The following is a 24476-nucleotide window of genomic DNA, read 5'->3' on the forward strand; positions in this document are numbered from 1 at the left end:
AACTCCTTTCATGTAGTCGCTATTTACCAAACCAACGACTGAACATTGTACCTGAACTCATATTGAATCCCTGCCGAAGTGCGGCATTCACTCGTTTCCATGAATTAGCAGGGTTCAGAGATCCATTCATCGATACTTCCTCGACGATTGCTCCGATCCAGCCAACGAGCATGCCGCCACCATCGATTTGTGCTATCACGGCAATGTCTTGGGCGCCGTTCGCCTGCTGGCTTGGTGTGGCGTAATTGTCAAGCCACTGTTTCCAATATAGTGCACTTGATTGAATACCACGCAATGTTGCTTTGGATGGTTCTCCCGCACCAGTACCTGACCATGTGAGAGTTGAATGGTAGGACAAGAGCGATGTCATTTCGGAGATAATATCCGACGAAACCTGAGCATAGGTCTTCGATGCCGTATTGTAATTTTGGAAGAATAGCGCAATTGAATCGAGTATGGCTTCATCGTTGCCACTGACATATGACCATTCAGTATTCAAGGTCATGCGCGCTTTTACATCATCGAAGATTTCTTCCGGATTCGTATTCGAGGTCATGAGCGGAAATTCTGTCGTGAACATCGCGCTCTCACCAGACGGTCGGTGTGTCGTGTCCATTCCGTAAGTGGATTGCAGGATCACATGTCCAGTCTGGCTCAGCTGCTGATATCTGGCCGACAGGGTCGACGCATAGGACGCTGGCGGTATGTTGCTGTAGATATATGCGCAAGCCGTATTGTGCCATATACCAACTGAATCGAGGGATGGAGAGGTTCCCGTAATTTTTGTATCAAACTTGCTACGACCGGGGACAGTAGCTATTGAGTTGCTTGTGCTGGTATCCCCACAAGCGACGAGAATGAAGCAAGAAATTGCTAAGAGCCCAATACTTCCGCATCTGCCGTACATACTAATCTCTATGGTAGGATGGTAAAGAATGCTGTTATGTCGCTGGTGAGAGACGTCGTGTTAACAGCGACACTTGCAGTATAAGCAGGAGGGCTGTTCATATGATGCTTGATGGATTGTCGTGTTGATAGGCGGTGATGTCTTGTTTGTTAATAGGACTCTATGCTCAACAAGCGCAGGACTCTACCTTGATGTGGGTCATTGATCGTTAGACTATGTAGGATACCTACTCCAGTACCCAACCTTTTACTTGCGAGGATAGCCGTATCATCGTAGATTCGTCTTTATTTGGATTTGGTCCAAATAAGAACAACTCGGGCAAGATCCCATGTGTTGACAGAAACCGGAGTCGACATGATCATCGGAGTTCTCGCAGAGACGACGATCTGCAAGGCATTCATCTGTGAAGTATGCCGTGACGTGCATCTGGAAATCGGCACCATCTCCCTGCGATTGAGCAGGGAGGACATGTGCGAATTCCTCGAGGGGCTTCGGTGCATCGATCCGGATCTTCAGGAATACAGGCACGAGCGCAGCGGACATCGACGCAAGATCATGGTCCAGGTGCGAGGCACCTGCATCAATATCGTCTTCACGAAGGAAGAACTGGCGGAGACGATCGAGTGTCTGATGATCGCACGGTATCGACTCGGATTCTGTGAAGGATCCGATCATGGCGCATCCTATCGGCGCAACTGAGTGCCAGGCCAATCGCATAATCACGTACTCACCAAATCACGAAAGAACGTTCGATGAACTTCGGTACACGTTGTCTTCTCGGTATCTCTGCAGCATCGGTCTTCATGACGTCACTGCCGGGATGCTCTTCCGACACGACGAATCCAGGTACTGCCGTCGACGCGAAGTCCGTCGTACAGACCTATTCCCGCATCGTGGAAGCGACCTATGCGGATGCACTGACGCGTGCACAGGCCCTGAAAACGGCATGTCAACAACTCGTCAGCGCACCGTCCGAAGCGACGCTGGGTGCTGCACGTACGGCCTACGTGAACGCACGGTATCCGTATGGACAATCGGATGTCTTCCGGTTCTACGGCGGCCCCATCGACGACGACAACGGTCCGGAAGGCGCGATGAACGGCTGGCCTCTCGACGAAGCGTACATCGACTACGTCGTGGGTGCGGAATCGTCGGGCGTCGTCAACGATCTCATGACCATACCGGTCATCACGAAGGATGCCATCCGTGCGATCAACGAACAGGGCGGAGAGACCAACATCAGTTGCGGATATCACGCCGTGGAATTCCTGCTGTGGGGACAGGACCTCTATGTCGACTCACCCGGCCGTCGTCCCTATACCGACTACGTCCAGGGCGGCAGGACCAATGCCGACCGCAGGGGACAGTACCTGCTCGCAGTCGTCGACATGCTCATCGACGATCTCACCTACGTCCACGATGCATGGGCATCGGGCGCCGAATACAGGACGAAGTTCGAGGCCATGAATCCGGACGATGCGCTGAAGCTCGTCCTGACGGGTGCGGGCAAGTTCACCATCGGCGAGCTCGCAGGAGAACGTATGGAAGTGGCGTGGAACAATGCCGATCAGGAAGACGAGCATTCCTGTTTCAGCGACCAGACGCACATGGACGTACGGCTTGGCCAGATGGGAATCCGCAATGTGCTGACGGGAACCTACGTCACCCTCGACGGAAGGCAGATCGCCGGTGCTTCCTTCGTCGCTCTCGTCGCGGCCCGCAATGCGACGCTGGCGCAGACCCTGCAACGGAGCATCGAAAGAGCGGATGCCGAAGTTGTGTCCATCCATGCTCCCTTCGATCAGGAAATCATCCAGGCCGACGGACGTATCCGTGTGAAGAATGCCATCAACGCTCTCGTCGCGGAAGGTGTAGCATTGCAGGATGCGGCACGTGCGCTCGGGATCACGCTGGAACTGTAAGACAAGCGAACCGTTATGATGACATCCCTCGGCGCCCGATCCACATGCCTTCGGCATGGATTGGGCGTCCTGATATGCTGGCTCGCCCTCGCATCCTGCTCGCAGGATAAGGGGAGCAATCCCGTTCAGCAAGGCTGGGAGTACGATGCGCGTTCCGGTGGAGCGGCCACGACGATGGACGGCTCCGTGAATGCCTTCGGCAATGCATCGCCGGCACTGAGTATGGACGAACGGCTCCGGTTCCAGACCGGTAATTCGTTCTTCCGTAACAACTGGGTAGCGGCACCGAGCTCGACGACGGCACGCGATGGTCTCGGACCGTTCTTCGATGCGCGATCGTGCGGCAGTTGCCATACGTTCGATGGCCGTGGACGCCCTCCTGCCTTTCCAGGTGACCCCGCGTCGGGAATGGTGTACAAGCTCGGAAGAGCGGGCGTGGATGGTCTGTTGCCGGACGACATCTATGGTGGTGCGATGAATTCGTTCGCCATTCCGGGAGTGGAACCGGAAGGCCGTGTCGAGGTCGCATACGTCGAAGAGCCGGGCAACTATCCCGATGGTACGGTCTATTCGCTGCGTCGTCCTGTCTACAAGGTCTATGGCGGCGTCTATGGCGCCGTCGACGGCGCTACGCACGTGTTGCCGAGGATCGCTCCGCAGATGATAGGAATGGGCCTGCTCGAAGCCGTGGATCAGGCCACGTTGCAACGGATCGCCGGCTCGCAGGTAGCGCCGGTTTCGGGAACGCTGCGGTACGTTCCCGATCCCATCGCCGCGCATCCGGTCGTGGGACGCTTCGGGTGGAAGGCCGGGCAACCGAGTGTCCGCACGCAAACGGCTGCGGCCTTCGTGAACGACATCGGCATCACGAACACCCTTCACGAGAAAGAAGACATCACATCGGCGCAGTGGGGACGTCTCGGTACGTTGCCCGATGGAGGCCATCCCGAAATCGACGATGACATGCTCGACGCCGTGGCATTCTATTCCGCGACGCTCGCCGTGCCGGCACGCAGGAACGTCGATGATCCCGCCGTCGTGCGTGGTGCGCGGAACTTCACTGCCGTCCGCTGTACATCGTGTCATGTGCCTGTATTGACGACAGGCAGTCAGGCCGTCGTCGCGGCATACCGCAATCAGACGATCCATCCGTTCACCGACCTTCTCCTGCACGATATGGGTAGTGGACTGGCCGATCCCATCGGCGACGGTATCGTCGGTGCGGGTGAATGGCGAACGCCGCCGCTGTGGGGACTCGGACTCATCGCCGTCGTCAACAAGCATACCTTCCTGCTCCATGACGGGCGTGCCCGTACTATCGAGGAAGCCATCCTGTGGCATGACGGTGAGGCCGCTTCATCGAGGAGTGCATTCAAGTCACTGAACGCCGCCGAACGCGCCGACCTCCTGCGATTCATGGAATCGCTCTAGCGGTCCACCGACACCGGATTCGGCGAGGCTATCGAACCAGCACCCAGGCCGTACGTGTACGGCCTGCATTCCGGAAGACGATTCCTGCCGGCCCGCGATGTGCCGATGGCAGATCGCGGAGCAATGCGGAAGGTATGTTCACGAGCTCCGATGGACACGTTCCCGACGTGAGCGTCCTTCCAAGCATGTCGATGACATCGTATGTCCACGTCCCATGATCGATGGCCTCACCATCGTCGACCGACGTCGACGATACGCCATCGCGTATCAGGAACGCATCATGGACTGCCTCCCGCGTACCCTGCCATCCAACCAGATTCCTGCCGTCCTTCGTGCGCACGATGCTCGTGAATTCCTGGCGTGCCGGTGATTCATCGACGACGAACGTCGTGAAGACATCGGATCGGTCGAGCGAGCGAACGTATCGCACGCCATCGAAACTCTGATAGACGATACCCACCGTATCCGCATCTTCCGATACGGCGATGGATGGCCAGTTCGGGCCGTTGATGTCTCGTGGACTGATCTGGATATTCCGTTCGGGCTGCATATCGGTGCGTCCCAGCCGTGTATAGTAGATGGCATCATAGCCCGCTGTATCCCGTGCATCCGTCCATGCAAAGTGGATCGTGCCCGAAGCGTCCGACCGGAGCATAGGCCCCGTCGACGGACATGCGTCGAGATGCCAGGGTGAGTCCTGGACGGCGATAGGCTGTTGAAAGGTCTGTCCGCCATCCGTCGACCGTGCCACGTGGATATCGCGCCGGTTGAAGATGTTGGAGCGGAAGGCCACGTAGACCGTTCCGAAAGGATCGACGGTCAGATTCGTCTGGCAGCATTCGCATACACCACCACCGGTATGACCGAACTGGTCCACACGAACCGGTGGCTGCCATGTGATTCCGTTATCCGTCGACCGTGCGAGATAGACGTGCTTGAAACCGTCGATGAACATCTCCCGTGAGTCGAGGAACGAGATGTAGACGTTACCGTGCACGGCAGTGATCGCCGCGAAGTCCTGTGTCGCCTTGTTGCTGTCGGCTGCGACGGAGACCGGCGCGGACCACGTCATGCCCTCGTCGGTCGAGCGTGAATAGAACGGGTCGAGCTGATTGGCCGTGACGAGATCCTCCCATACGGCATGCCAGACGTTCATCTCGTCGATGACGACGTAGGGCTGGCGCTGGAGGCCGATCGTTCCGTAGGTCACGGCCGTCACATGACGCGGTGTCGACCATGTCGTACCACCGTCATCGGATACGATGGCATAAACCATGGCCTTGTTTCCCGACCGCTCGACGTAGGTCAAGGCGATACGTCCGGTGGAAGACGTCGTGAGCTTCGGATACTGGCGGCTCACGATACCCGGTTCGGGAAACGGGAAGAAGGGCCCCTCCAGCGTCTGTGCCATCATGTGTGTGGCGGCAAGGAAGAGGATAACGATGATGGTGTGTGTGGTCATGGCTGAAGATACCGGTATTGTTCATCGTGCCGTCATTCATACTATGAATGACGGTATCGGCTGGATTTGGACGCAGGATCGAAAACCCCTTCCATTGTTTCCTTCCGATCGGAAGGACAGTCCGTACGGCATTCCGTCATATCGACTGGATCGTGTCCGATTCCCATGCATTACGTGACGGAAACCTTTGCGGGGATGCAGTAGTCGTGTCGATCAACAGTATCCGCAACGTCAATGTCAGTCTTGTCGTTACGGATATCACACCGCAGAGCGCTTAATGTCGACGATGGCACACTCCACGTGCTTGGAGGAGTCGTCAGTCCATGGCGTTCTGCGGTAGCATTCACCAACGTCGGAATCCTCGGTTCACCATAGCCACCGATAGTGGCGTGGAGGAGCGAGGATTCTGCGTATCCGGGCCTCCCGATCGTAAAGGTTTTGTCAAGGTGCCTCCAAGGTGCTCCGATGCGAAGTTGCGTCGGGTACAATGGAGGTGGTGACGGGTGTATTCCGGAATCTCGTCGGGCGACCATTCGTGATACTTGGAGTCAGTAACCCTAGCGCCCGATCATCGGCATCGACCACGTGCGTGGCACCCATCGTAGTAGGTCGCACCCGGACGACGTCCATGCATACGGCCCGGGATTGGATCATGGACATCGGACGGTAGAGTGTACGTGTCGTACATGCATGGGAGTGTTCATGATATCGATGATGTCGTAACGAAATCGAGAATGCCACGGTCATCATTCAAACGATGCTCGTAAGAAATCCGGCGTACCGGTTCGTCAAGAACGGTTGGAGTGCTGACAGGGGCGGCCCGATTATTGCTCGATACGGAGAGAGCATGGAAGTGGTATCGTATGGGGCATCCGGCGACAGGGTGAGGACGGCGAACGAACGGCGCTGTGTGCAGTATGGAGTCATGTCATGAATCGTTACACACCATTGCGAATCTGGTATCTGATAGCAGTCACGTCGATACTCTGTGCCTGTACGGACGCCTCGACCGTCGGTTCTGTAGCGAACGGTGTGGTGGTCATCCGCACGATCACGACGGACGTCTCTATCGGCGGGACGTTCAGGATACAGGGTGATAATCTCGCGGTTCTGGTGGCGGACGGAGTGCTGGTCTGCTACGGTGGGCAGGACATCCGTGTCCCGATTCGATCCGTTCTCGAGGATGGCGGCGACATCGTATGGCAGGTACCGGATTCGCTGCGCACGGGAAGAATGAAGATCGTCAACGGTAGTGGTGCCGTCGTTATCGATACCATCCTGCGCGTCTATGGCGAAGCCATGGTGCCGTCCGCGCTCCCGACATGGGCGAAATGGAATCAGCGTCTCGAAGAACGCCTCGCCCGATGTCGGTTCCAGGATCGGAACGGCAAGGTCTACGATGCCATACCGATTCCCGCCAACCCTTCGGTATATGTCGTTCCGCCGATCAGCGGGATATTCACGTGGGTCGTCTACGATGAGGCGAACGGATTGTACCACCGCACGGCGACGAGCGTCGACATCAAGCAGCCGGAAGTGAGGCCGGCTTCGCGCGGACTCAGGCCTTCGGCCTACGTCGATCATATCGCAGTACCGATAGGGAAGTGCAGCCTTCGGTTGAGAGGACAGAATGCGACGTTCGTGCGACAAATGACCATCCTCGACTCGCTGGCGGGATACGTCGGCATCCGACTCGACGGCATTCCCTTCGGTTCGTACGACGTGGACGTGATGACGGACAGCTACGAAGCGCCGCTCGATCATCGTCTGCGCATCGACGCCGACATCTATGTGCCCGTTTCCGCAAGGCTGACGGTCGATCTCATGATGCCGGCGCAGATCCTCGTTCGTGAAGGGCGATACCTGGGTAGCGAAGGACGGCTCGAAGAACGTCGTCGTTACCTGAAGGATACGTTGCTGCGCGTGCTCGAGGAATTCGAGCCCGAGGCGAACGAAACGACCGACGGTACCTTCCTGTTCAATCGCGACTGTTGTCGTGGAAGCGGAGGATCCTGCCTCGGTGTCGGAACCATCGCATTCGATGGAACGACGTTGACCTGCAATATCCCGATCGGAACGTCGACAGGATCTGCGGGGGTCAAGTACGAGATACGTCTGGACCGCCATCCTTGTACCGTGATGGGAGACGGCAGTATCGTCGTCGATATCCGTAGGGAGGACGTCATTTCGACGAAGGAGCTGACGTATCGACGCTTCCACATCGAGGAGGAGGATAGCTCCGTGCCGAGTGTCTTCGAAGACGCGACTGCCTGCGCGGATCAGTCGCTGGCGCGGATGAGACTGGTCTTCGCGAAATGACGTCCGTGCGCCTTCGATGATCGGGACAGCCCATCATCAGAAGTAATAGCGCCAGTCGAAGGCGATGCGGAGTCCCAGGCGCCACGTCGTTCGCAGATCCGGCGCCGGAATCGACGGATGGGAGATCATGGTCGATGATGTAGGAATATCCGCGCCGAGATGCAGTTGGATGAGGAAGCCGGAGCTTTGCGTCATCGAGAAACTGTGGAATGTCCTGAGCTCCAGGAACGGAAGGTCGAGATTGACCGATGTGAAACTGACCAGCGTCGTCACGTCGCCCTGAGTCGTGGTCATACGCATGAAGGCCTGATTTTCCTGACTCCCGTAGCCGAAGAGGCTCACACCGATCTCGCGACCGAGGACGAACTGGAATCGTCCGACAGGCGTTGCGATTCCCGCTTGCCATGGAATGAGGCCGCCGTTACCGGCGAGAATGGCCATCGTTTCGTAGGCATCGTGCGAAACCAGCCACAGCGGTGCCGCAAGGATGAGATCGCCCGGTACGAGATAGAAGGGCAGGCGAAGTCGTAGCGAATAGGCACTGCGTGCCGGGATGGCGGAGATGATCGGACTCTTGCCGATCAGTTCGTTATCGTTCACATACGGCATGGACGATGCGGCGTCGAGGCGTGTACCGATCGCGAAGAAGACGAGGCCGTCTCCCGCTTCGCTCAGAATGCCATCCATACCGAAGCCGACCTTGAAGGCGAATTCTAGTCCGGCCACACCCCCGGCGAGTTCCTGTGCCTTGCCGAATCCGGAGCTCACACCTTCCGATCGTACGGCAGGGGATACGCCCATGAAGGGGCCGAGCTCCGTACGGAAGCGGGGAAGAGAGCCCTCGCCATCCGCAAGGCCGGGGATAGGCGTCTGCATGAGGATGTCGGCGATGTTGTCCGTCATCGACGTGTCCGTCTCGATCTTCGGTGAGAGGGTATTGGCGCATACGTCGAAGGCATTCGGCAGAAAGGACGTATCGGTCGTAGCTACGGTCATGTGCCCGGAAGCGACATGGAGGAAGTCGTCGAGGCTTGCCATCACGGCATCGGAAGCGCGATCCACATCCGTCGGTCGCATGTATGCATCGCCCATGATGACGGCCTGTCTGTTGTCCCACGTACTGACGGAGAGGCCATGCTCACAGTAGTGGTCGTGCGTTCCTTTGCGTACGGAGGCATCGCCCCATGTTCCTGCAACATGACCGGAAGCGAATGCATCCTGTAGGAAATGCAATGCGAAGGCTTCGTCTGCGAGTGCCGCGATCGCCAGAGCGGAGCGTCGTTCGTCGGAAAGCGTGCGATCCATCGCATACCTGCTGGCCTTTCGCAGCGCGCTCGCATGGAAGTACGTGTAGGCACCGACGGCATTCAACGGAATCCCTTCCCGGATGCATCCGTAGAGATAGTCCGTCGGAGTCGTCGATACGGCCTGTCGTGCGGCGAGGAAGTGCACGTTGTTCGAGCTTGCGCGTGTGGCGTAGAAAGGGTCGACGCGCTGAAGCTTGATGTCGGCATCGCGCATCGCGTTCACGCGTTCATCCCTTCGTTCGGCCTCGGAAAGGCGACGCTTGAGTAACGCACAGGCGTCGGCGACATCCAGTATCCATTCCGTCGCGAGAACGTTGGAGACGAGCTTGGCGGGCGAGCAAGCATGATCACCTGCGATTGCCGGCCATGCAGCGAAGTCGATCGTCGATGTCGTCTCGCGATCGACGGTGTCGCAGGTGCGTTCGAACAGTCGATGCTCATGATTCCTGCGCGCTTCGCTCCACATGCGTTCGAGCATCGCACGCTCGCGTCCATGCAGCTTGCGTATGGCCATCGCGGAGATGTCCCGATGCTCAGGATAGACCCATGCGCAGAGGTTGGCGACGGAAATCAGTGTTGCAACGCACAAGGTCAGCACACTACGCATAGGTGTCCGTTCATGTTGGAACAATACGTATTGTTGGATGTCTCAGGTCGACTATGTCACCTAATGTACGAGGAGGTTGCGTTATGAGGATGTTACTCTCTGCGATGGTATGTGTTTTCGCAGTGCTACGATTGACAGCCCAGCCGCTTACCAACGGGGATGCCGTCGCGACCTTCGCGTCGGGTAGTAATGCGGGGAACTTCGTCGTCGCCTTGATGAAGGTTCAGGATGCGAACCTTCAGCCCGTGAATACGGGATGGAATCCGGTAAAGCAGTACGGACCTTCCAACTCCTGGACGAGGACCAATCTCGGTGAAGTCTTCGGAATCTGTATCTCCAATGCACCTCATATCTATGTAGCGGCCACGCGGCTGTACGGAGGCAGTGCCGGCCCTGGAGGATGGGGCGGTGTCTATCGTCTCGATGGATTGACCGGTGCGATCGCCCCCTTCCTTACCACGCTTGCCGCTCCGACGGGTGGTATCGGGACGTCCACGATTCCGAATACCGGTCCGGGTCTCGGCAACATCGCCTATGATCCGGTCTTCGACCAGTTCTTCGTGACGAACTTCGAGGATGGCAAGATCTACCGTGTGAACAGTGCCGGTATCATCCAGAGCACGTTCGATCCCTTCGCCGCCGATGGCGGTGCGAGCGGACAAGCTCCGATCGGAGAACGCGTATTCGGTATCGGTGTGTATAATAACCGTGTTTATTTCTCGCGATGGGTAGAGGATTGCCTCATGCCCGATCCAGTCGCCTCGAACGAGATATGGTCGGTAGCCCTGAACGGTTCGGGGGATTTCAATCCCGGCTCGGCACAGCTCGAGATCGCGCTGCCGCCTCTTCCCGGCAATAACTGGAGCAATCCCGTCAGTGATATCGAGTTCAACCAGGCGGGCCACATGCTCGTCGCCGAGCGTACCATGCGCAGTACACTTACCGGATATACGACCAATGCCCATGCTTCCCGTCTGATGGAGTATCGGCTCGCAGGGGTGACATGGCTCCCGGCGCCGCAGGTCTATGGAATCGGAATGCCGGGTGTGGGGTCCAGTTGCGGCAGCTTCCCGACGGGTATGAATTCATCGGGCGGTTGCGACTACGGCTATGGTTCGTGGGATAAGGACAAGCGCGTTCCCGTCGATTGCGACAGTGCCGTGTGGTCGATGGGCGATGCCCTGATCAGCCTGTCGGTCTACGGTGCCCAACGTCTTCCGGCGAGTGGTGGTGTAGCCGCAACCGCAGGTGTGATGGTCAACCTCGGCACTGCGAAGACGTTCTACGGCGATATAGACATCTGGCAGAACTGTCGTGTCGAGAGCGACCCCTGCAAGGGCGTCCGCATCATCGAGTTCGGGCAGACGCAGGGCGTTCCGAACTCCGATGGTGGCTGCTGCGTCCAGTTCGGTATCAGCAATTCCATGGCGAATACATGGACGGGCTTTACCGTCACGGCCAATACGCCAGGCGTGTCGATCAACTATGCCAGTGGCCCCGCCGGCTGGATGACGACGACACCGCTGACGCAGGTAACGTATACGCATACGTCGGGCTTCATTCCGACGGGAACGTCGTTCCCCTTCGTCTTCTGCCTGAACGTCGGTACGACGGTATCGCAGTCCATCACGATCTCGATGATCGGTGCCAACGGCGTCACGTGCGATTCGACGTTCACTTTGCAGTGTCACGGCACTACGCCACCGGTGCCGCCATGCGGCAAGCTTCAGAAGCTCTCCGTGTCCTGCCTCCAGGTCGGTGCCAACGGTAGCACGTATTCCATGACGACGCAGATCCAGAACCTGTCGTGGTATACGGCCAACGGCTACAACATCACGGTGAACAGCCCTGCAGGAGTCAGCGTCACGCCGAACGCCGGGCCGTTCGCACCGGTAGTGCCGCCGATGGGCATCTCGACGACGTTGCCGTTCACGATCACCGTACCGGCCGGTGTCACGGCCAACACGCTGTGTCTTTCCATCACCTTGCATGATGCATCGATGCAGAACTGCTGCACGTTCGATACCTGTATCGTCCTGCCGAAGTGCACGGATTGCTGTGATGAGTTCGATATCAAGGTGCCGACGATCACGGGCACGATGTCGGGCGCAGGTGCGGGAACGATCACGTCCACACTCAATGCCGGACCGCAGCCCATCGCATCGTTCACGGCCACCATCGTGAGCGCGACCCGTGGCAAGGTATGGTGTGGTGGTAACGTCACCTCGCCGGGTGGACCCGTCGCCGTCGTCTTCACCGGCGGATCGCTCACGCCGGTCATCAACTCCGCGCCCGTCTTCGCGCCATCGACCTCGTCGGTGACGTGGGGCACGCAACCGAGCGGTGTGTCGATGTCCGGGCCGCCGTCCAACCTGTCGCTCGGTGTCTCGATGCCGAATGCCGCACTCGGCTTCTTCTGCCGCGACACGGTCACGGTATGTATCCGTTATTCGTTCACGGATACGTCGTGCGTGACATGCGACACGACCGTTTGCATCAGGATTCCACGCAAGGGCTCGATCATCATCCACAACGGTGATTGGCACCATGCCGTGAATCTGAAGATGAAGTCGACCACGGAAGGAACCCTGACACTCAGGAAGCTCTACGGTCCAGGACAGCCGCACTACGGTAATCTGCGCTACAGCGGTTCGCCGCAGGCGAAGCTGGCCCGTATGAGCCTTACCAATGGTGGTGTCGTCGTCGTGACGGACGGTGTTGCTGATGCCGCCGTCGTGATGGACGAGAAGACGGACTCACTGACCTACGACGTGGTCTTCGAGAACAAGGAGAGCGTGAAGGTCTTCCCGACCTACGCCGAGCTTACCGCTGCGGAATGCCGCGGTTGTCCGGAAGAAGCGTCGCCGCAACTCACGGTATGGGCGCGTAGTCCTGGTGAATATGGTGGCGACACGATCGCCGAAGACAGGAAGAGTACCCGTCCGAAGAACGTCCGTACCTACATGCTCTTCATCGCCAACGGCAATCCGGGTGGACAGAACATCGCCTCCTTCCGTATCGCACCGTCGCGTCCCGAGCTTTCCATCCTGGCCTTCGGTCCGGGCGATCTCGACGGCGATGGCGGACTGGATCTCATGCTCGTCGAATCGAGCAAGGAAACGGGTGCGAAGCATCTTGCGGTCGCGAACATCGTCCATCGCGATGTCGCCGCCCGTCTCATCGCACCTGGCGAACAACTGCGTCCGATCTACATCACCGTAGCGGGCGACGACGGGCCGGTATCGCTGGACTACACGACGGTGGGTGAGGATGGCCAGGAACTGTCGAATGGTGATGTTCTGCTCGAGGAGCCGGTAAGCATCGTCCAGGAATCTGGCGATGGTGGCGGATCCGATGCGGAAGTCCACATGTCCGCGCATCCGAATCCTGCAGCGGGCGACGTAAGCATCTCCATACGGAGTACGATGGTATTGCGCGGTAGCCGTCTCATGGTGGTCGACATCAACGGCCGTATGGTATCCGAGTTCGGTCATTTCGACATGGGTACGACGGGAGCCGCGACCATTCAGGGATACATCGGACATCTCGCAAGCGGTTCCTATCGGATCGTCCTGGTTGCGGATGATGGGCGCTGGTCGATACCGTTGACCATCACGCGTTGACCTAGCCGGAAGATCAATGAGCCCGCCTTGTCGAATGCGACGAGGCGGGCTTTCTTTTTCGAAGAACGAAAATACCGGCATGTCGGTATTCATCTCCACGTTCCAGCCCGGTATCCATGCACGTCCGACGGGGTGATCGCCATATCTTCCGTTCCTATGCATATCGACTATTCGCTCGCCTTCATCGATCCTCACCGGATCATCGCATCGTTACAGCGTGCATTGCAGTCGGAGAAGCCGGGTACGGATATCCAGCGCACGGCCTTCGTCGCCTTCTGGTGCCTGATCCATCTCGATCGTACGGCGGATGCCGAACGGCTCCGATCCGTCTTCACATCGGATGAGGTCGACCGCGAGGCGTATCGACATGCGTCGACCGGCCTCCTGCATGCGCGCAATGGCTACGTGCTTGCGGCCGTGCGCGCCTTCGATCGTGCGCGGCGAGTACTGGAAGTCGGCGACGAACTCTATCCCTGGATCCAGTTAGAACGTGGTGAATGTCTACGTCGACTCGGTGATACGATCGATGCCCGACGATGCTTCGACGACGTCCTGAGCAGACGTAAGGGCGCAGCGCCCGCGGCGGTGATCCATGCCCTCATGGGACGCTGCGGGGCGTGGCAACAGGAAGGCGACAGCAAGTCCGCCGCCGACGATGCCCGACGTGCATTGCGACTCGTGCGCTCCAGCGGTCAGCGCGGTATGCCCCTTCTTCGCGCATTGCTGGCTTCGAGCATGACGCGCTACGACATCGATCCGGCGGCAGATATCAAGGACGATCTCGAGATGGCCTTGCATCTGGCGGGGACGTTGCACCTCCCGCTCGTGGAAGTGGAGATACGGCTGTTCTCCGCGCGGGTGGACGAGCGGGCGGGACGACGTGCCGCCGCACGTACAGCCCTGCTGCGTATGGCGAGAGGAGCGCGGAAGGACGGACAGCATCTCGTACTCGTGAACGTACTCGTACAACTGGCCCGACTCGAACAGTCGTCGGGGAACGACCTCATGGCCATCGCCCGCATCCATGAAGCCATCGATGCATCGATGCAGGCCGAAAGCGTCGATGCCCGTGCCATAGCCGTACGAGCGCTGGCCGACGTATGCTCGGCCATCGGAGACTACGAACAGGCCTATCGCGCCATGCATCAGCACGAACGTTTGCGTGAAGCCATCGCCGTCCTTCGACATCGCCGTGATGCCGACGAACGCGCACGGATCGCCAGGGACAACGACGACAACGAGCTCGTTGCCGCTGCCGAACGTCTTCAGCGTACGGTGGACGATCTGCGGCAGAATCTAACGTCGGTGACCATGCTCAACGAACACAGGGCAGACGTGCTGCGCGGACTGCAACGGAGGTTGAAGGACGAGGATGCGGACAAGAGCATGCTCGATCTCGTTCGCAAGGGCCTCGCCATGCCGGGAAGCGCACGCGTTTCGCCGCGCGGCATCCGTACCGTCGCGCCGGCACTGGAAGTTCTCCTTGCCGCACTCACTCCTGCTGAGCGCGAACTGTGCATGCTGATACGCGACGGGCTTTCGACCGGAGCCTGCGCCGAACGCATGCATATCGGTGAAGTCAGCGTCAAGGAGTACCGTCATCGTATCCGGAAGAAGCTGCATCTGCGCAGAGGCGAGCGTCTCGAAGACGTTCTGCATCGTTTCGATGATGTTTGAACCATAATGCCGAGTTCTATGTAACTTCGGCGCGCATGACTCATGTCAGTACACTCGTCACGTCCGGACGTCAGCGTCGAAGGAACGTTCGACGCTTATTGATTCCGATCATCTTCTGCCTTTTCTCTGGTGGGGCCGTGCGTGGGCAGAATGAACTGTCGCCGCTCGACTGTCTTCAGAGGCTTCTGGAGCGCGATCCCCAGATACGGATCCAGCGCACGAACATCGCGGAGTACGAAGGATATGCCCAGCAGTACAGGGCTCCGTTCGATCTGCAGACGACCTTCAACGCGCAGTACGGCATAGATCATTCTCCGATCATCTCTCCACTCGGCATCGTATTTCCGAGCGTGACGACGGGGCAGTACCAGATCGGTATCAATCGCCAGTTCGAGTTCGGTGCTTCGGTCGGTGCCACGGTGGGTGTGCAGAGTACGCGTATCCTCGATGGTACGTCGGACGATACGCGACCGCAGAATCGGGCCATCTATGGACTCACCCTCGGCGTCCCTCTTCTGAAGAATCGTGGTTCGGCCGCTATGCGGGGAGTGCGCGACGAAGCGGCACTCGTCGTGACGGCCGTCAGGAACGATGCACGTGCCGCCATGAATTCGCGCGCCGTGGATGCGATGACGGCGTGGCTGGAGTACTGGTACGTAAAACGTCTTCATGAAGTAGCCGTTACATCGTCCGAAGAGGCCGACAGTACCGTGGATGACGTTCGTGCCTTCGTGGCCGCCGACAGGCGCACGCGTTCCGATCTGGATCAGGCGCGAGCGACGTCGCTTCAGCGTCACGCCGATCTCGTCGCAGTGGAGCAGCGTCTGAGATCCGCACGGTTCCAGCTCGCAGTCGTTCTGGGCGACGATCTGGAAACGGCCTTGCAGTATGGATTGCCGACGTTCCTGGATATGCCATCCGACACTCTTGTCGCACGAGAGCTGGCCAGCAGGGACGTACGCATGGTGGCGGAGCGGGAACGCCCCGACCTCGCCGCCTTCCTCGCACGCCGTGAAGCCGCCCGACGGTCCATCGAAGGACTCGAGCGTGCATCTGATCCGCAACTCGATCTCGGACTGACCCTTGGTGCCAACGGCTTCAACTTCCGGAGCGGCATGCCTGCCTATATCTCGCCGTATACCGAAAACGTAACCCCGTTGAATATCAACGCCACTCTTACCTGGGCATTCCCGGTGGAGAACTCCGCCGCCCGTGGAGCCCTGGCCACGAGAACGGCCCAGGCCGAGCGCACGGCAACGCAGGAGCGTGACCTCCGCAGGGTCATCTCCATCAATGCCGAGCTGGCGACGACGGCGCTCAAGTCGGCCGAACATCGCCTGAGCGTTGCACGGGAAGGGCTCGAACTCGCGCGCCACGTCTACCTCGACGAAGAGTACCGCGTACGCAACGATGCGTCGACACTCGTACAGCTTCGCCAGATGCAGGACAACGTGATAGGTGCCGAACAGACGTTCATCACCGCCAAACGCGACTACTATGCCGCAGTATTGCAACTGCGCTTCCTGACCTCATCGTTCTTCCGTACCGACGGCACGTCGATGGTGATCGATGCCACCAACGTCTTCACGGTTCCCAAGGTGACTCCATGAGTGAATCTTCCATGTTCCGTCAGGCGGCGCTGGATGCCCTGTCGTCACCGGAGCAGCTCGATCGTACGCTCGTCGTGACCAAGCCGCTCGGATGGCTCGCCCTGACGGGTGTGGGAATAGCCATCGCCGCCGCGCTGGTGTGGAGCGTCATGGGCTCCATTCCCACGACTGTGCAGTCGCGAGGCCTGCTCATACGTGAAGGCGGGCTTCACAGTATCGCTTCGCTCGGACCCGGTGCCGTGCGGCAATTCCGCTGCGAGATCGGTTCGCACGTGAAGGCCGGGGACACCATCGCCATCATCGAGGCTCCGGAACTCGCGTTGCGACAGGAGAATTCATGGCTGGCCGTTCGTGAAGCCGACAGCGTCTACCGGATGATGATCGGCGCACTGGCCACCTATCAATCCTTGCAGAAAGCGACGGCCACCAGCCAGGAAAAGGAGAACCGTGCGCGTCTCGCCGCGGCCGAGCAACGCGTGGACCACGCGCGACGCAAGGCGGAATCGACGAAGGGACTTCAGGAACGGGGTCTGGTGACATCCGCGACCTACTTCGAAGAACTCAACACCCTGCTGACGGCCGAGCAGGATCTCATCGCGGCGCGTACATCGACGCTGCAACTGGAATCGACGACCTCCGACGATGCACTGCAGAAAAGACAGCAACTTCTCCAGCAGGAACAGCAACTACGCGCAGCCCTGCGCACGGCCCGGGAAACGGACCTGCAGTACAGTCTCGTGACGACGGTCATTTCGCCGTACGATGGCAGGGTCGTCCAGCTTTCGTCGAACGTCGGACAGCTGGTGACGAACGGTTCGCCACTCATGGTTCTCGAAGTCGACAAGGCTCACGATACGCCTGTCGACGTCGTGCTCTTCGTGCCACCGCTCGAAGGCAAGAAGATCGAGATCGGCATGGATGCCCATATCGTGCCATCGACCGTCACGGCCGAAGAGTCGGGCTCGCTGATCGGCGACGTCCTCTACGTGAGCGAGTATCCGCTGGATCAACGCGGTATGGCGAGCCTCATCGAGAACGAAGGTCTGCTGTCGTACTTCGGTGTCCAGCAGGAACCTCCCGTCGAAGTGCGTGTACGCCTGCGGCCCAACAAGGCCGCGCCGAGCGGGTATACCTGGACATCCGGCAAGGGCCCCGACATCAGGGTCACCGCCGGCATGGTCTGTACGGGATCGATCATCGTGAAGGACCAGGCCCCGATCACGCTGGCGCTGCCCTGGCTGCGGCGCAAACTGGGGCTGAGCAATGGCTGACGCCTCATCGCATATCCGGAAACGGCACGTCATCACGCCTACCGTCTATCAGATGGAGGCCGTCGAATGCGGAGCCGCGTCGCTGGCGATGATCCTCGGATACTACGGACGTATCGTACCCCTCGAAGAACTGCGCCGCGCCTGCGGTGTCTCGCGCGACGGTTCCAAAGCCAGCAACATCCTGAGTGCGGCCCGCTCTTACGGCATGGAAGCGAAAGGCTTCCAGCGACCTATCGACGACGTCTATACCGGCGACCTGCCGGTGATCGTATTCTGGAAGTTCAATCACTTCCTCGTCGTCGAAGGAGTGTCCGACAAGTGGGTGTGGCTCAACGATCCGCTCGGTGGACGCACACGCATCACGCACGAGGATTTCGACAAGGGATATACCGGCATCACGCTGACCTTCAAGCCGGGGCCGGACTTCACGAAGGGCGGCAGTTCTCCCTCCATGATCTCGGCACTGGTACGCCGTCTTCATGGCGTGCGCGCCGCACTGGCCTACGTCCTGATCGCAAGTCTCTTCCTGATCCTGCCCGGTCTCGTCATTCCGGCCTTCTCCAAGGTCTTCGTCGACGAGATCCTGATCCGCGGCCATGGCTCATGGATGAAACCCCTGCTTCTCGGCATGGGAATCACCGTGGCGATGCACATCCTGCTGCTGCTGTTGCAGAAGGCGACGTTGCTGCGGCTCGAGACGAAGGTGGCCGTACGGGAATCCAGCTCCTACATGTGGCACGTCCTCCGGCTACCCGTCGACTTCTTCCAGCAGCGGTTCGCGGGTGACATCGCCCAGCGCGTCCAGATCAACGACAACGTGGCGCATACCATCGGTGGCAAGCTGGCCACGACGGTGCTGAGTCTGATGATGATCGTCTTCTATGGGCTGGTGATGTTGTCGTACAGCGTTCCGCTCACGTTGGCCACGTTCGCCGTGGCCATGCTGAACATCGTCGCCGTACGATTCGTGGGTTCGCATCTCGCGACCGTGAACGCGAAGCTCCTCCAGGAGCAGGGCAAGGTCATGGGCGTTTCGATGAACGGCCTGCAGATCATCGAAACATTGAAGGCCGGTGGTACGGAAAGCGACTTCTTCGCACGATGGGCAGGATATCAGGCCAAGGCTCTCGATTCGCAGCGCCGCGTCCAGATCGTGATGCAAGTGCTGCTCGTCGTTCCGCCGATGATCACGACCATCACCACAGCCGCCGTGCTCGGTCTCGGAGGCTGGTACGTGATGGACGGCAACATCAGCGCGGGTACACTCGTCGCCTTCCAGGCTTTGCTGATGAGCTTTCTCGCTCCCATCAACGACGTCGTGAATCTCTATGGCGAGATACAGCGGCTGCGCGGCGACATGACGCGACTCGATGACGTGCTCCGATACAAGATGGACGATATGACGCAGGAACGGGCCGTCGACGGCGATCTTCCCGCGAAGCTCGAAGGATACGTGGAGCTGAGGGACGTGACCTTCGGCTATTCGCCACTCGCGGCACCACTCATCACGGATTTCAATCTGAAGCTCGTTCCGGGATCGCGTGTAGCCATCGTCGGTAAATCCGGCAGCGGCAAGTCCACTATCTCCCGGTTGCTGATGGGGCTCTATCAGCCCTGGTCAGGGGAGATCATGTTCGACGGACGCCGCCGTGATGAATGGCCCCGCGATATCCTGGTGTCGTCGCTGGCCTTCGTTGATCAGGATATCTTCCTCTTCGATGGATCGGTGGAAGACAATCTGACGATGTGGAATTCCGCCATTCCGCGGCCGCGCGTCGTGAACGCAGCGAAGGATGCGTCGATCCACGACGTCATCGCCTCGCGTGCGGGCGGTTATGCAAGCCATGTCGAAGAGGCGGGCCGCAACTACAGCGGGGGCCAGGCACAACGGCTTGAGATAGCGCGGGCCTTGGCAGGCGATCCACGCATCGTCGTGCTCGACGAGGCTACGAGCGCGCTCGACCCGCTGACGGAGCAACAGATCGACGATCGTCTGCGCCAGCGTGGCTGCACGACGATCATCATCGCACACCGCCTGAGTACGATACGCGACTGCGACGAGATCATCGTACTCGAGAACGGGAAGGTCGTCCAGCGCGGGACCCACGAAGAGATGAAGGATGTCGACGGACCCTATGCACGGCTGATATCAACCGAATGAGCGCCACACCCCTACAGCGGCCATGTCCCGGCAATGATCCCTGGCGTATCGTCGATGCCACACGCACGGCCATCGTCCGCACGGGTTGCGTCGACCTGTTCGCCATCGGCACAGGTGCGAATGGAGAGCCCGGGCACCGCAGATTCCTGGCACGTTGTCCCGAAGGTGCGATGCTCGCACCGCTCGACAGCGGGCGGCTGAACGGAATGGACATCATCGCCGTCGGCTCCGCGGACACCATGCTCGAGCTCGGACCTGAAGGCCCGCGTAGCGACGTCATTCACGCCGCAGCGAACGAAGCCGTTGACTTTGCCGCATGGGTCGACGTATTGCTGCTGGTGGGTAATTCCGCAGGAGACGCCGACGGCAGGGTCGTTGCACTCAGCGCAGCCAGCGTCATCGAGTTGACGGCGGGATCCGTCGTCGGCGCACACGACCGGGTCCTGTGGTGTCAGACCAAGGACATTCCACCGGCGACGGCCATGCGCTGGCCATCGTCGATGGCATGGCGCCCTGTCACGTCCCGTCATGCGGGGCGTGTCACGGCCGACATCATGGTCGCTCCGCGCAGTACGGTCGATGCACTCACGCTCCTGGGCGATCCCGTCGCTGTCCTCGACGAAGCCACGACGCTGCTGTCCCGTGCCATCGAAGATCTCGATCGGCAGGCAGCGGACCTGGATCGTAACGTCCTCGTCGCCCGGATGAAGCGTCGTGCGGCCACGGCTCGTGCGAGCGTCGATGATTTCGGTACGGTCTTCGGTGACAAGGCCCAATCCACGATGATGGCCGCGACGTCCGATCCGGTGATCGCCGCTGCACGGAGAATGGCGGAAGCACTCCATACGCCCTTCATCCTGCCACCGTCCTGGCCTGCCGATGGTACCGGGCGGATCGAACTCCTGCTCGAAGCCTCGCGCATGCGCTCACGCATCGTCGTGCTCGAAGGCATGTGGTATCACGATGACGCCGGACCCCTCATCGGCTTCGACAAGTCGGGCGCCGCAGTGACGATGCTTCGCGAAGGACGACACTACGTGGCCATCGATGTCGATGGCGGACGTACCGTGATCTCCTCGACGACGGTAGGCAACTATGCCGAACGTGGCCTGCAGGTCTATCGTCCGTTCCCCGCGACGGCGATGCTGTTCCGCGACATCCTCCGCTTCGGCTTCGGCCCGCTCCGCAAGGACCTGCTCCTGCTGTTGCTGGCGGGATGTGCAGGGGGATTGCTTAGCCTGTTCCTCCCCTCGATCACGGCTACGATCTTCGACCAGGTAATTCCCACGACGAACAGATCCCAACTGCTGCTGATCACGGTAGGCATCGTGCTTGCCGGTATCGTCGGTGCCATCTTCGAACTCACACGGAACGTCGCCGTGCTTCGCCTGCAACTGCAGAGCGATGCGACGTTGCAGGGAGCGCTCTGGGACCGTCTGCTGTCGTTGCCTGCGACCTTCTTCCGCAGGTTCACCGCAGGCGAGCTCGCGACGCGGGCCAACGGCTTCAACGCCATTCAGCAGCTCATCGCCGGAGCAACGGCGAATTCCATGGTGGCCTTCATCTTCTCGACGTTCCAGTTGATCATCCTTTTCCACCACAGCACGAAGCTCGCCTGGATCGCATTGCTGATTCTCGTGCTGGCTGCACTCTGCCTGGCGCTCATCAGCTACGGCAGATATCGGCATCTCGTGGCTACGCAGGACGTTTATCAAAAGATAACGGGCGTCATCCTCCAGCTTCTCTCGGCGATTTCGAAGTTGCGCGCCACGGCATCCGAGACGTATGCGTTCAGGATGTGGTCGTCCATGTTCCTGCGCCAGCGCAGGAACGAGTTCAAGGCTTCGGGCCTGCAGAATCTGTCCCAGATACTCTATGCCGTGGTTCCTACCATCGCGTCCATGGTCTTCTACTGGATCATCCACGACATGGCCGTCGACGGAAAATCGCTGGCCACGGGTTCCGTGTTGTCATTCCTCGCGGCGTTCTCGACCTTCTTCGCATCGTTGCTGGCATGCTCCACGGCTGCCGAGAGCGTGCTCATGTGCGTTCCGCTCTACAGCTATGCCAGGCCGATCCTCGAGACACCGCCCGAAGTCGATGAAGCCAGGCCGGATCCGGGCCGTCTGCATGGAGACATCGACGTGGTGAACGTCAGTTTCCGCTACGATGCGGAGGGGCCGTTGATCCTGGATGGAGTCTCGATCTCGGCGCGTGCCGGTGAATTCATCGCCGTCGTCGGGGCGTCCGGTTGTGGCAAGTCCACGCTGTTGCGTCTGCTGCTCGGCTTCGAGACTCCGGAAGCGGGTGGTATCTATTTCGACGGCCAGGACATCGCGGGCGTCGACATCCGTGCGGTACGCAGGCAGATGGGTGTGGTACTGCAGAACGGCCGGGTGATGAGCGGGGACATCTTCAAGAACATCGTGAGCGGCAATCCGCTGCTGACCATCGACGATGCGTGGGAGGCCGCAGCATCGGCGGGATTCGACGAAGATATTCACGGCATGCCCATGGGAATGCATACCGTCATCTCGGAAGGTGGAAGCACGTTGTCCGGCGGACAGCGTCAGCGTCTGCTGATCGCACGCGCCATCGCTTCCAAGCCCAGGATCATCCTGATGGACGAAGCCACGAGCGCGCTGGACAATCGCACGCAGCAGATCGTGACCGAGGCGCTGGGCCGTATGCATGCGACGCGGATCATCATCGCACACAGACTCAGCACGATCATCCATGCGGATCGCATCTACGTGATGGATCGCGGACGCGTCATGGAGTCGGGCACTTATCACGAACTCATGACCGCGGGTGGAGCATTCGCTGCCCTGGCAAGGCGTCAAATAGCCTGAAGTGGGGATACTACAGCGATGAGCGCTTGCATAACTTCGGGCCGTGAATCGAGGAAGGTGCTGTTGACTTCTTGTTGACTTTGCGGTGACATGGTATCGACTACCTTTGCATCGTCGAGCTCGGAGTAGGGTTGTACAATCTTCGATTCATTCAATACCGTGCATGACACGGAATTTTCCAGTTTCTCTTCTCGGAGGACACATGTCTATCGCATCAGCACAAGCGGTCAAGGCCATCAGCAAGGTCGTGGCACTTGCCAACACGGATGCTGCTTTCAAGAGCTCGCTGCTCTCGAACCCCGGTGCCGCTCTCTCCAGCCACGGCCTGAGCCTCCCGGCTGGCGTGAATCTGCACTTCGTGGATACCGGCGCTTCGGTTCCGGCCTCCACGGATTCGGATATCTACCTTCAACTCGGCTCGCTGGATCGCATCGGCGATGTCGAGCTGAACGAAGAAGCTCTCACGAAGGTCGCCGGTGGCGGTTCCTGCCAGAGCACGGCTTCGACGTGCTTCACGATCCCGTCCTGCGCTTCCTGCGCATCGTCGGCTTCGACGAAGTGCGGCTAAGAGCGTAATCCCATTTCGATCATGGGGCGTTGGGGTCAACAACGTCCCATGGTCGATATTGTATATATTGACAGCATCGATCGGATCCCGGGGGGTGTTCCGTCATGTCGTCCTGACCGATGTCCGTAGTGCCGTAGTTTGATCGAAGGTTCCGTTCCGGGGAGTGCGTGCCTGGGCGGACCACCACATGAGAGGGATAGCGCCGACCCTCGACGTCCGTATGATGCCTTGACGTCGACGAATTACCTGTGTTCCCTTGATCGATTCCGCCATGATAGTCCCGTGTACCATGCGGGTTTTACGTAATTCCTGTTCGGAGGTTATATGTCCATTCAATCAGCACAAGCTGCCAAGGCAATCAGTAAGGTCGTGGCACTTGCCAATACGGATGCAGCATTCAAGAGCTCGCTGCTCGCGAATCCGGGTGCAGCACTTTCCAGACATGGCCTCAAGCTCCCGGCCGGCGTCAACGTCCATTTCCTCGAAGCCGGTGCTTCGGTGCCGACGTCGACCGCAACCGACGTCTATCTCCAACTCGGTCCGCTGGATCGCATCGGAAACGTCGAACTGCACGAGGAAGCGCTCGCGAAGGTCGCCGGCGGCGGCTCCTGCATGAGCACGGCGTCCACCTGCCTTACAGTGCCTTCTTGCGTGACGTGCGTATCGACGGCCTCCACGAAGTGCGGCTAGGACGCGCAATCCGGATCCGGTCGTGGGGACCTCGTGCGGTGCCTCCGCGATCGCTGTCCGCAATGTCGG

At 59.4% G+C, this 24476-nt stretch carries 16 protein-coding genes; 13 read left to right on the top strand and 3 right to left on the bottom strand.

The window, feature by feature from the left end:
- Positions 1-19 precede the first annotated feature (19 nt).
- Positions 20-580, bottom strand: a complete 561-nt coding sequence (locus BGO89_09320) for a hypothetical protein (protein OJX56728.1) — start codon at positions 578-580, stop codon at positions 20-22.
- Positions 581-1240: 660 nt separating this feature from the next.
- Between BGO89_09320 and BGO89_09325 the strand changes: the two genes are divergently transcribed.
- The 3 genes from BGO89_09325 (at position 1241) to BGO89_09335 (ending at position 4260) form a co-directional block, all read left to right on the top strand.
- Complete coding sequence (locus BGO89_09325; GenBank protein OJX56729.1) at positions 1241-1606, top strand: hypothetical protein; 366 nt, start codon at positions 1241-1243, stop codon at positions 1604-1606.
- Positions 1607-1710: 104 nt separating this feature from the next.
- Positions 1711-2829: a hypothetical protein gene (locus BGO89_09330; protein ID OJX57336.1), complete on the top strand. Its 1119-nt coding sequence runs from the start codon at positions 1711-1713 to the stop codon at positions 2827-2829.
- Between the two features lie 18 nt (positions 2830-2847).
- Positions 2848-4260: a hypothetical protein gene (locus BGO89_09335; GenBank protein ID OJX57337.1), complete on the top strand. Its 1413-nt coding sequence runs from the start codon at positions 2848-2850 to the stop codon at positions 4258-4260.
- Positions 4261-4288: 28 nt separating this feature from the next.
- Here the strand turns inward: BGO89_09335 and BGO89_09340 are convergent, their stop codons facing one another.
- The gene (locus BGO89_09340; GenBank protein ID OJX56730.1) at positions 4289-5722 is read right to left on the bottom strand and encodes a hypothetical protein; all 1434 of its coding nucleotides are present in this window, start codon (positions 5720-5722) and stop codon (positions 4289-4291) included.
- A gap of 47 nt (positions 5723-5769) precedes the next feature.
- On the opposite strand from BGO89_09340, the gene BGO89_09345 reads away from it, so the two are divergent.
- Together BGO89_09345 and BGO89_09350 are read left to right on the top strand one after the other, a co-directional pair.
- A complete protein-coding gene (locus BGO89_09345; GenBank protein ID OJX56731.1) occupies positions 5770-6000 on the top strand; it encodes a hypothetical protein in 231 nt (76 codons plus the stop codon).
- A gap of 670 nt (positions 6001-6670) precedes the next feature.
- Positions 6671-8041: a hypothetical protein gene (locus tag BGO89_09350; protein ID OJX56732.1), complete on the top strand. Its 1371-nt coding sequence runs from the start codon at positions 6671-6673 to the stop codon at positions 8039-8041.
- Positions 8042-8077: 36 nt separating this feature from the next.
- Here BGO89_09350 and BGO89_09355 read toward each other — a convergent pair whose 3' ends face one another.
- The gene (locus BGO89_09355; GenBank protein ID OJX56733.1) at positions 8078-9955 is read right to left on the bottom strand and encodes a hypothetical protein; all 1878 of its coding nucleotides are present in this window, start codon (positions 9953-9955) and stop codon (positions 8078-8080) included.
- A gap of 215 nt (positions 9956-10170) precedes the next feature.
- Between BGO89_09355 and BGO89_09360 the strand changes: the two genes are divergently transcribed.
- From BGO89_09360 to BGO89_09395, 8 genes are all read left to right on the top strand, one after another.
- Positions 10171-13578: a hypothetical protein gene (locus tag BGO89_09360; GenBank protein OJX56734.1), complete on the top strand. Its 3408-nt coding sequence runs from the start codon at positions 10171-10173 to the stop codon at positions 13576-13578.
- A gap of 156 nt (positions 13579-13734) precedes the next feature.
- Positions 13735-15255, top strand: coding sequence for a hypothetical protein (locus BGO89_09365; protein OJX56735.1), 1521 nt, complete (start codon positions 13735-13737; stop codon positions 15253-15255).
- 137 nt (positions 15256-15392) lie between these two features.
- Complete coding sequence (locus BGO89_09370) at positions 15393-16865, top strand: hypothetical protein (protein ID OJX56736.1); 1473 nt, start codon at positions 15393-15395, stop codon at positions 16863-16865.
- Entirely contained in the window at positions 16862-18136 is a 1275-nt protein-coding gene (locus BGO89_09375; protein OJX56737.1) for an NHLP bacteriocin system secretion protein, read from the top strand. Before BGO89_09370 ends, BGO89_09375 begins: the two co-directional genes overlap by 4 nt.
- Positions 18129-20297 (top strand): NHLP family bacteriocin export ABC transporter peptidase/permease/ATPase subunit, encoded by a 2169-nt coding sequence (locus BGO89_09380; protein OJX56738.1) that lies wholly within the window; start codon positions 18129-18131, stop codon positions 20295-20297. The genes BGO89_09375 and BGO89_09380 overlap by 8 nt, the downstream gene beginning before the upstream one ends.
- Positions 20294-23149, top strand: a complete 2856-nt coding sequence (locus tag BGO89_09385; protein ID OJX56739.1) for an NHLP bacteriocin export ABC transporter permease/ATPase subunit — start codon at positions 20294-20296, stop codon at positions 23147-23149. The genes BGO89_09380 and BGO89_09385 overlap by 4 nt, the downstream gene beginning before the upstream one ends.
- 202 nt (positions 23150-23351) lie before the next feature.
- Positions 23352-23717, top strand: a complete 366-nt coding sequence (locus tag BGO89_09390; protein ID OJX56740.1) for a hypothetical protein — start codon at positions 23352-23354, stop codon at positions 23715-23717.
- Positions 23718-24041: 324 nt separating this feature from the next.
- On the top strand, positions 24042-24407 hold the full coding sequence (locus BGO89_09395; protein ID OJX56741.1) for a hypothetical protein: 366 nt from the start codon (positions 24042-24044) through the stop codon (positions 24405-24407).
- Positions 24408-24476 lie beyond the last annotated feature (69 nt).

This window comes from Candidatus Kapaibacterium thiocyanatum (assembly GCA_001899175.1).
Classification (GTDB): Bacteria; Bacteroidota; Ignavibacteria; order Kapaibacteriales; family Kapaibacteriaceae; genus Kapaibacterium; species Kapaibacterium thiocyanatum.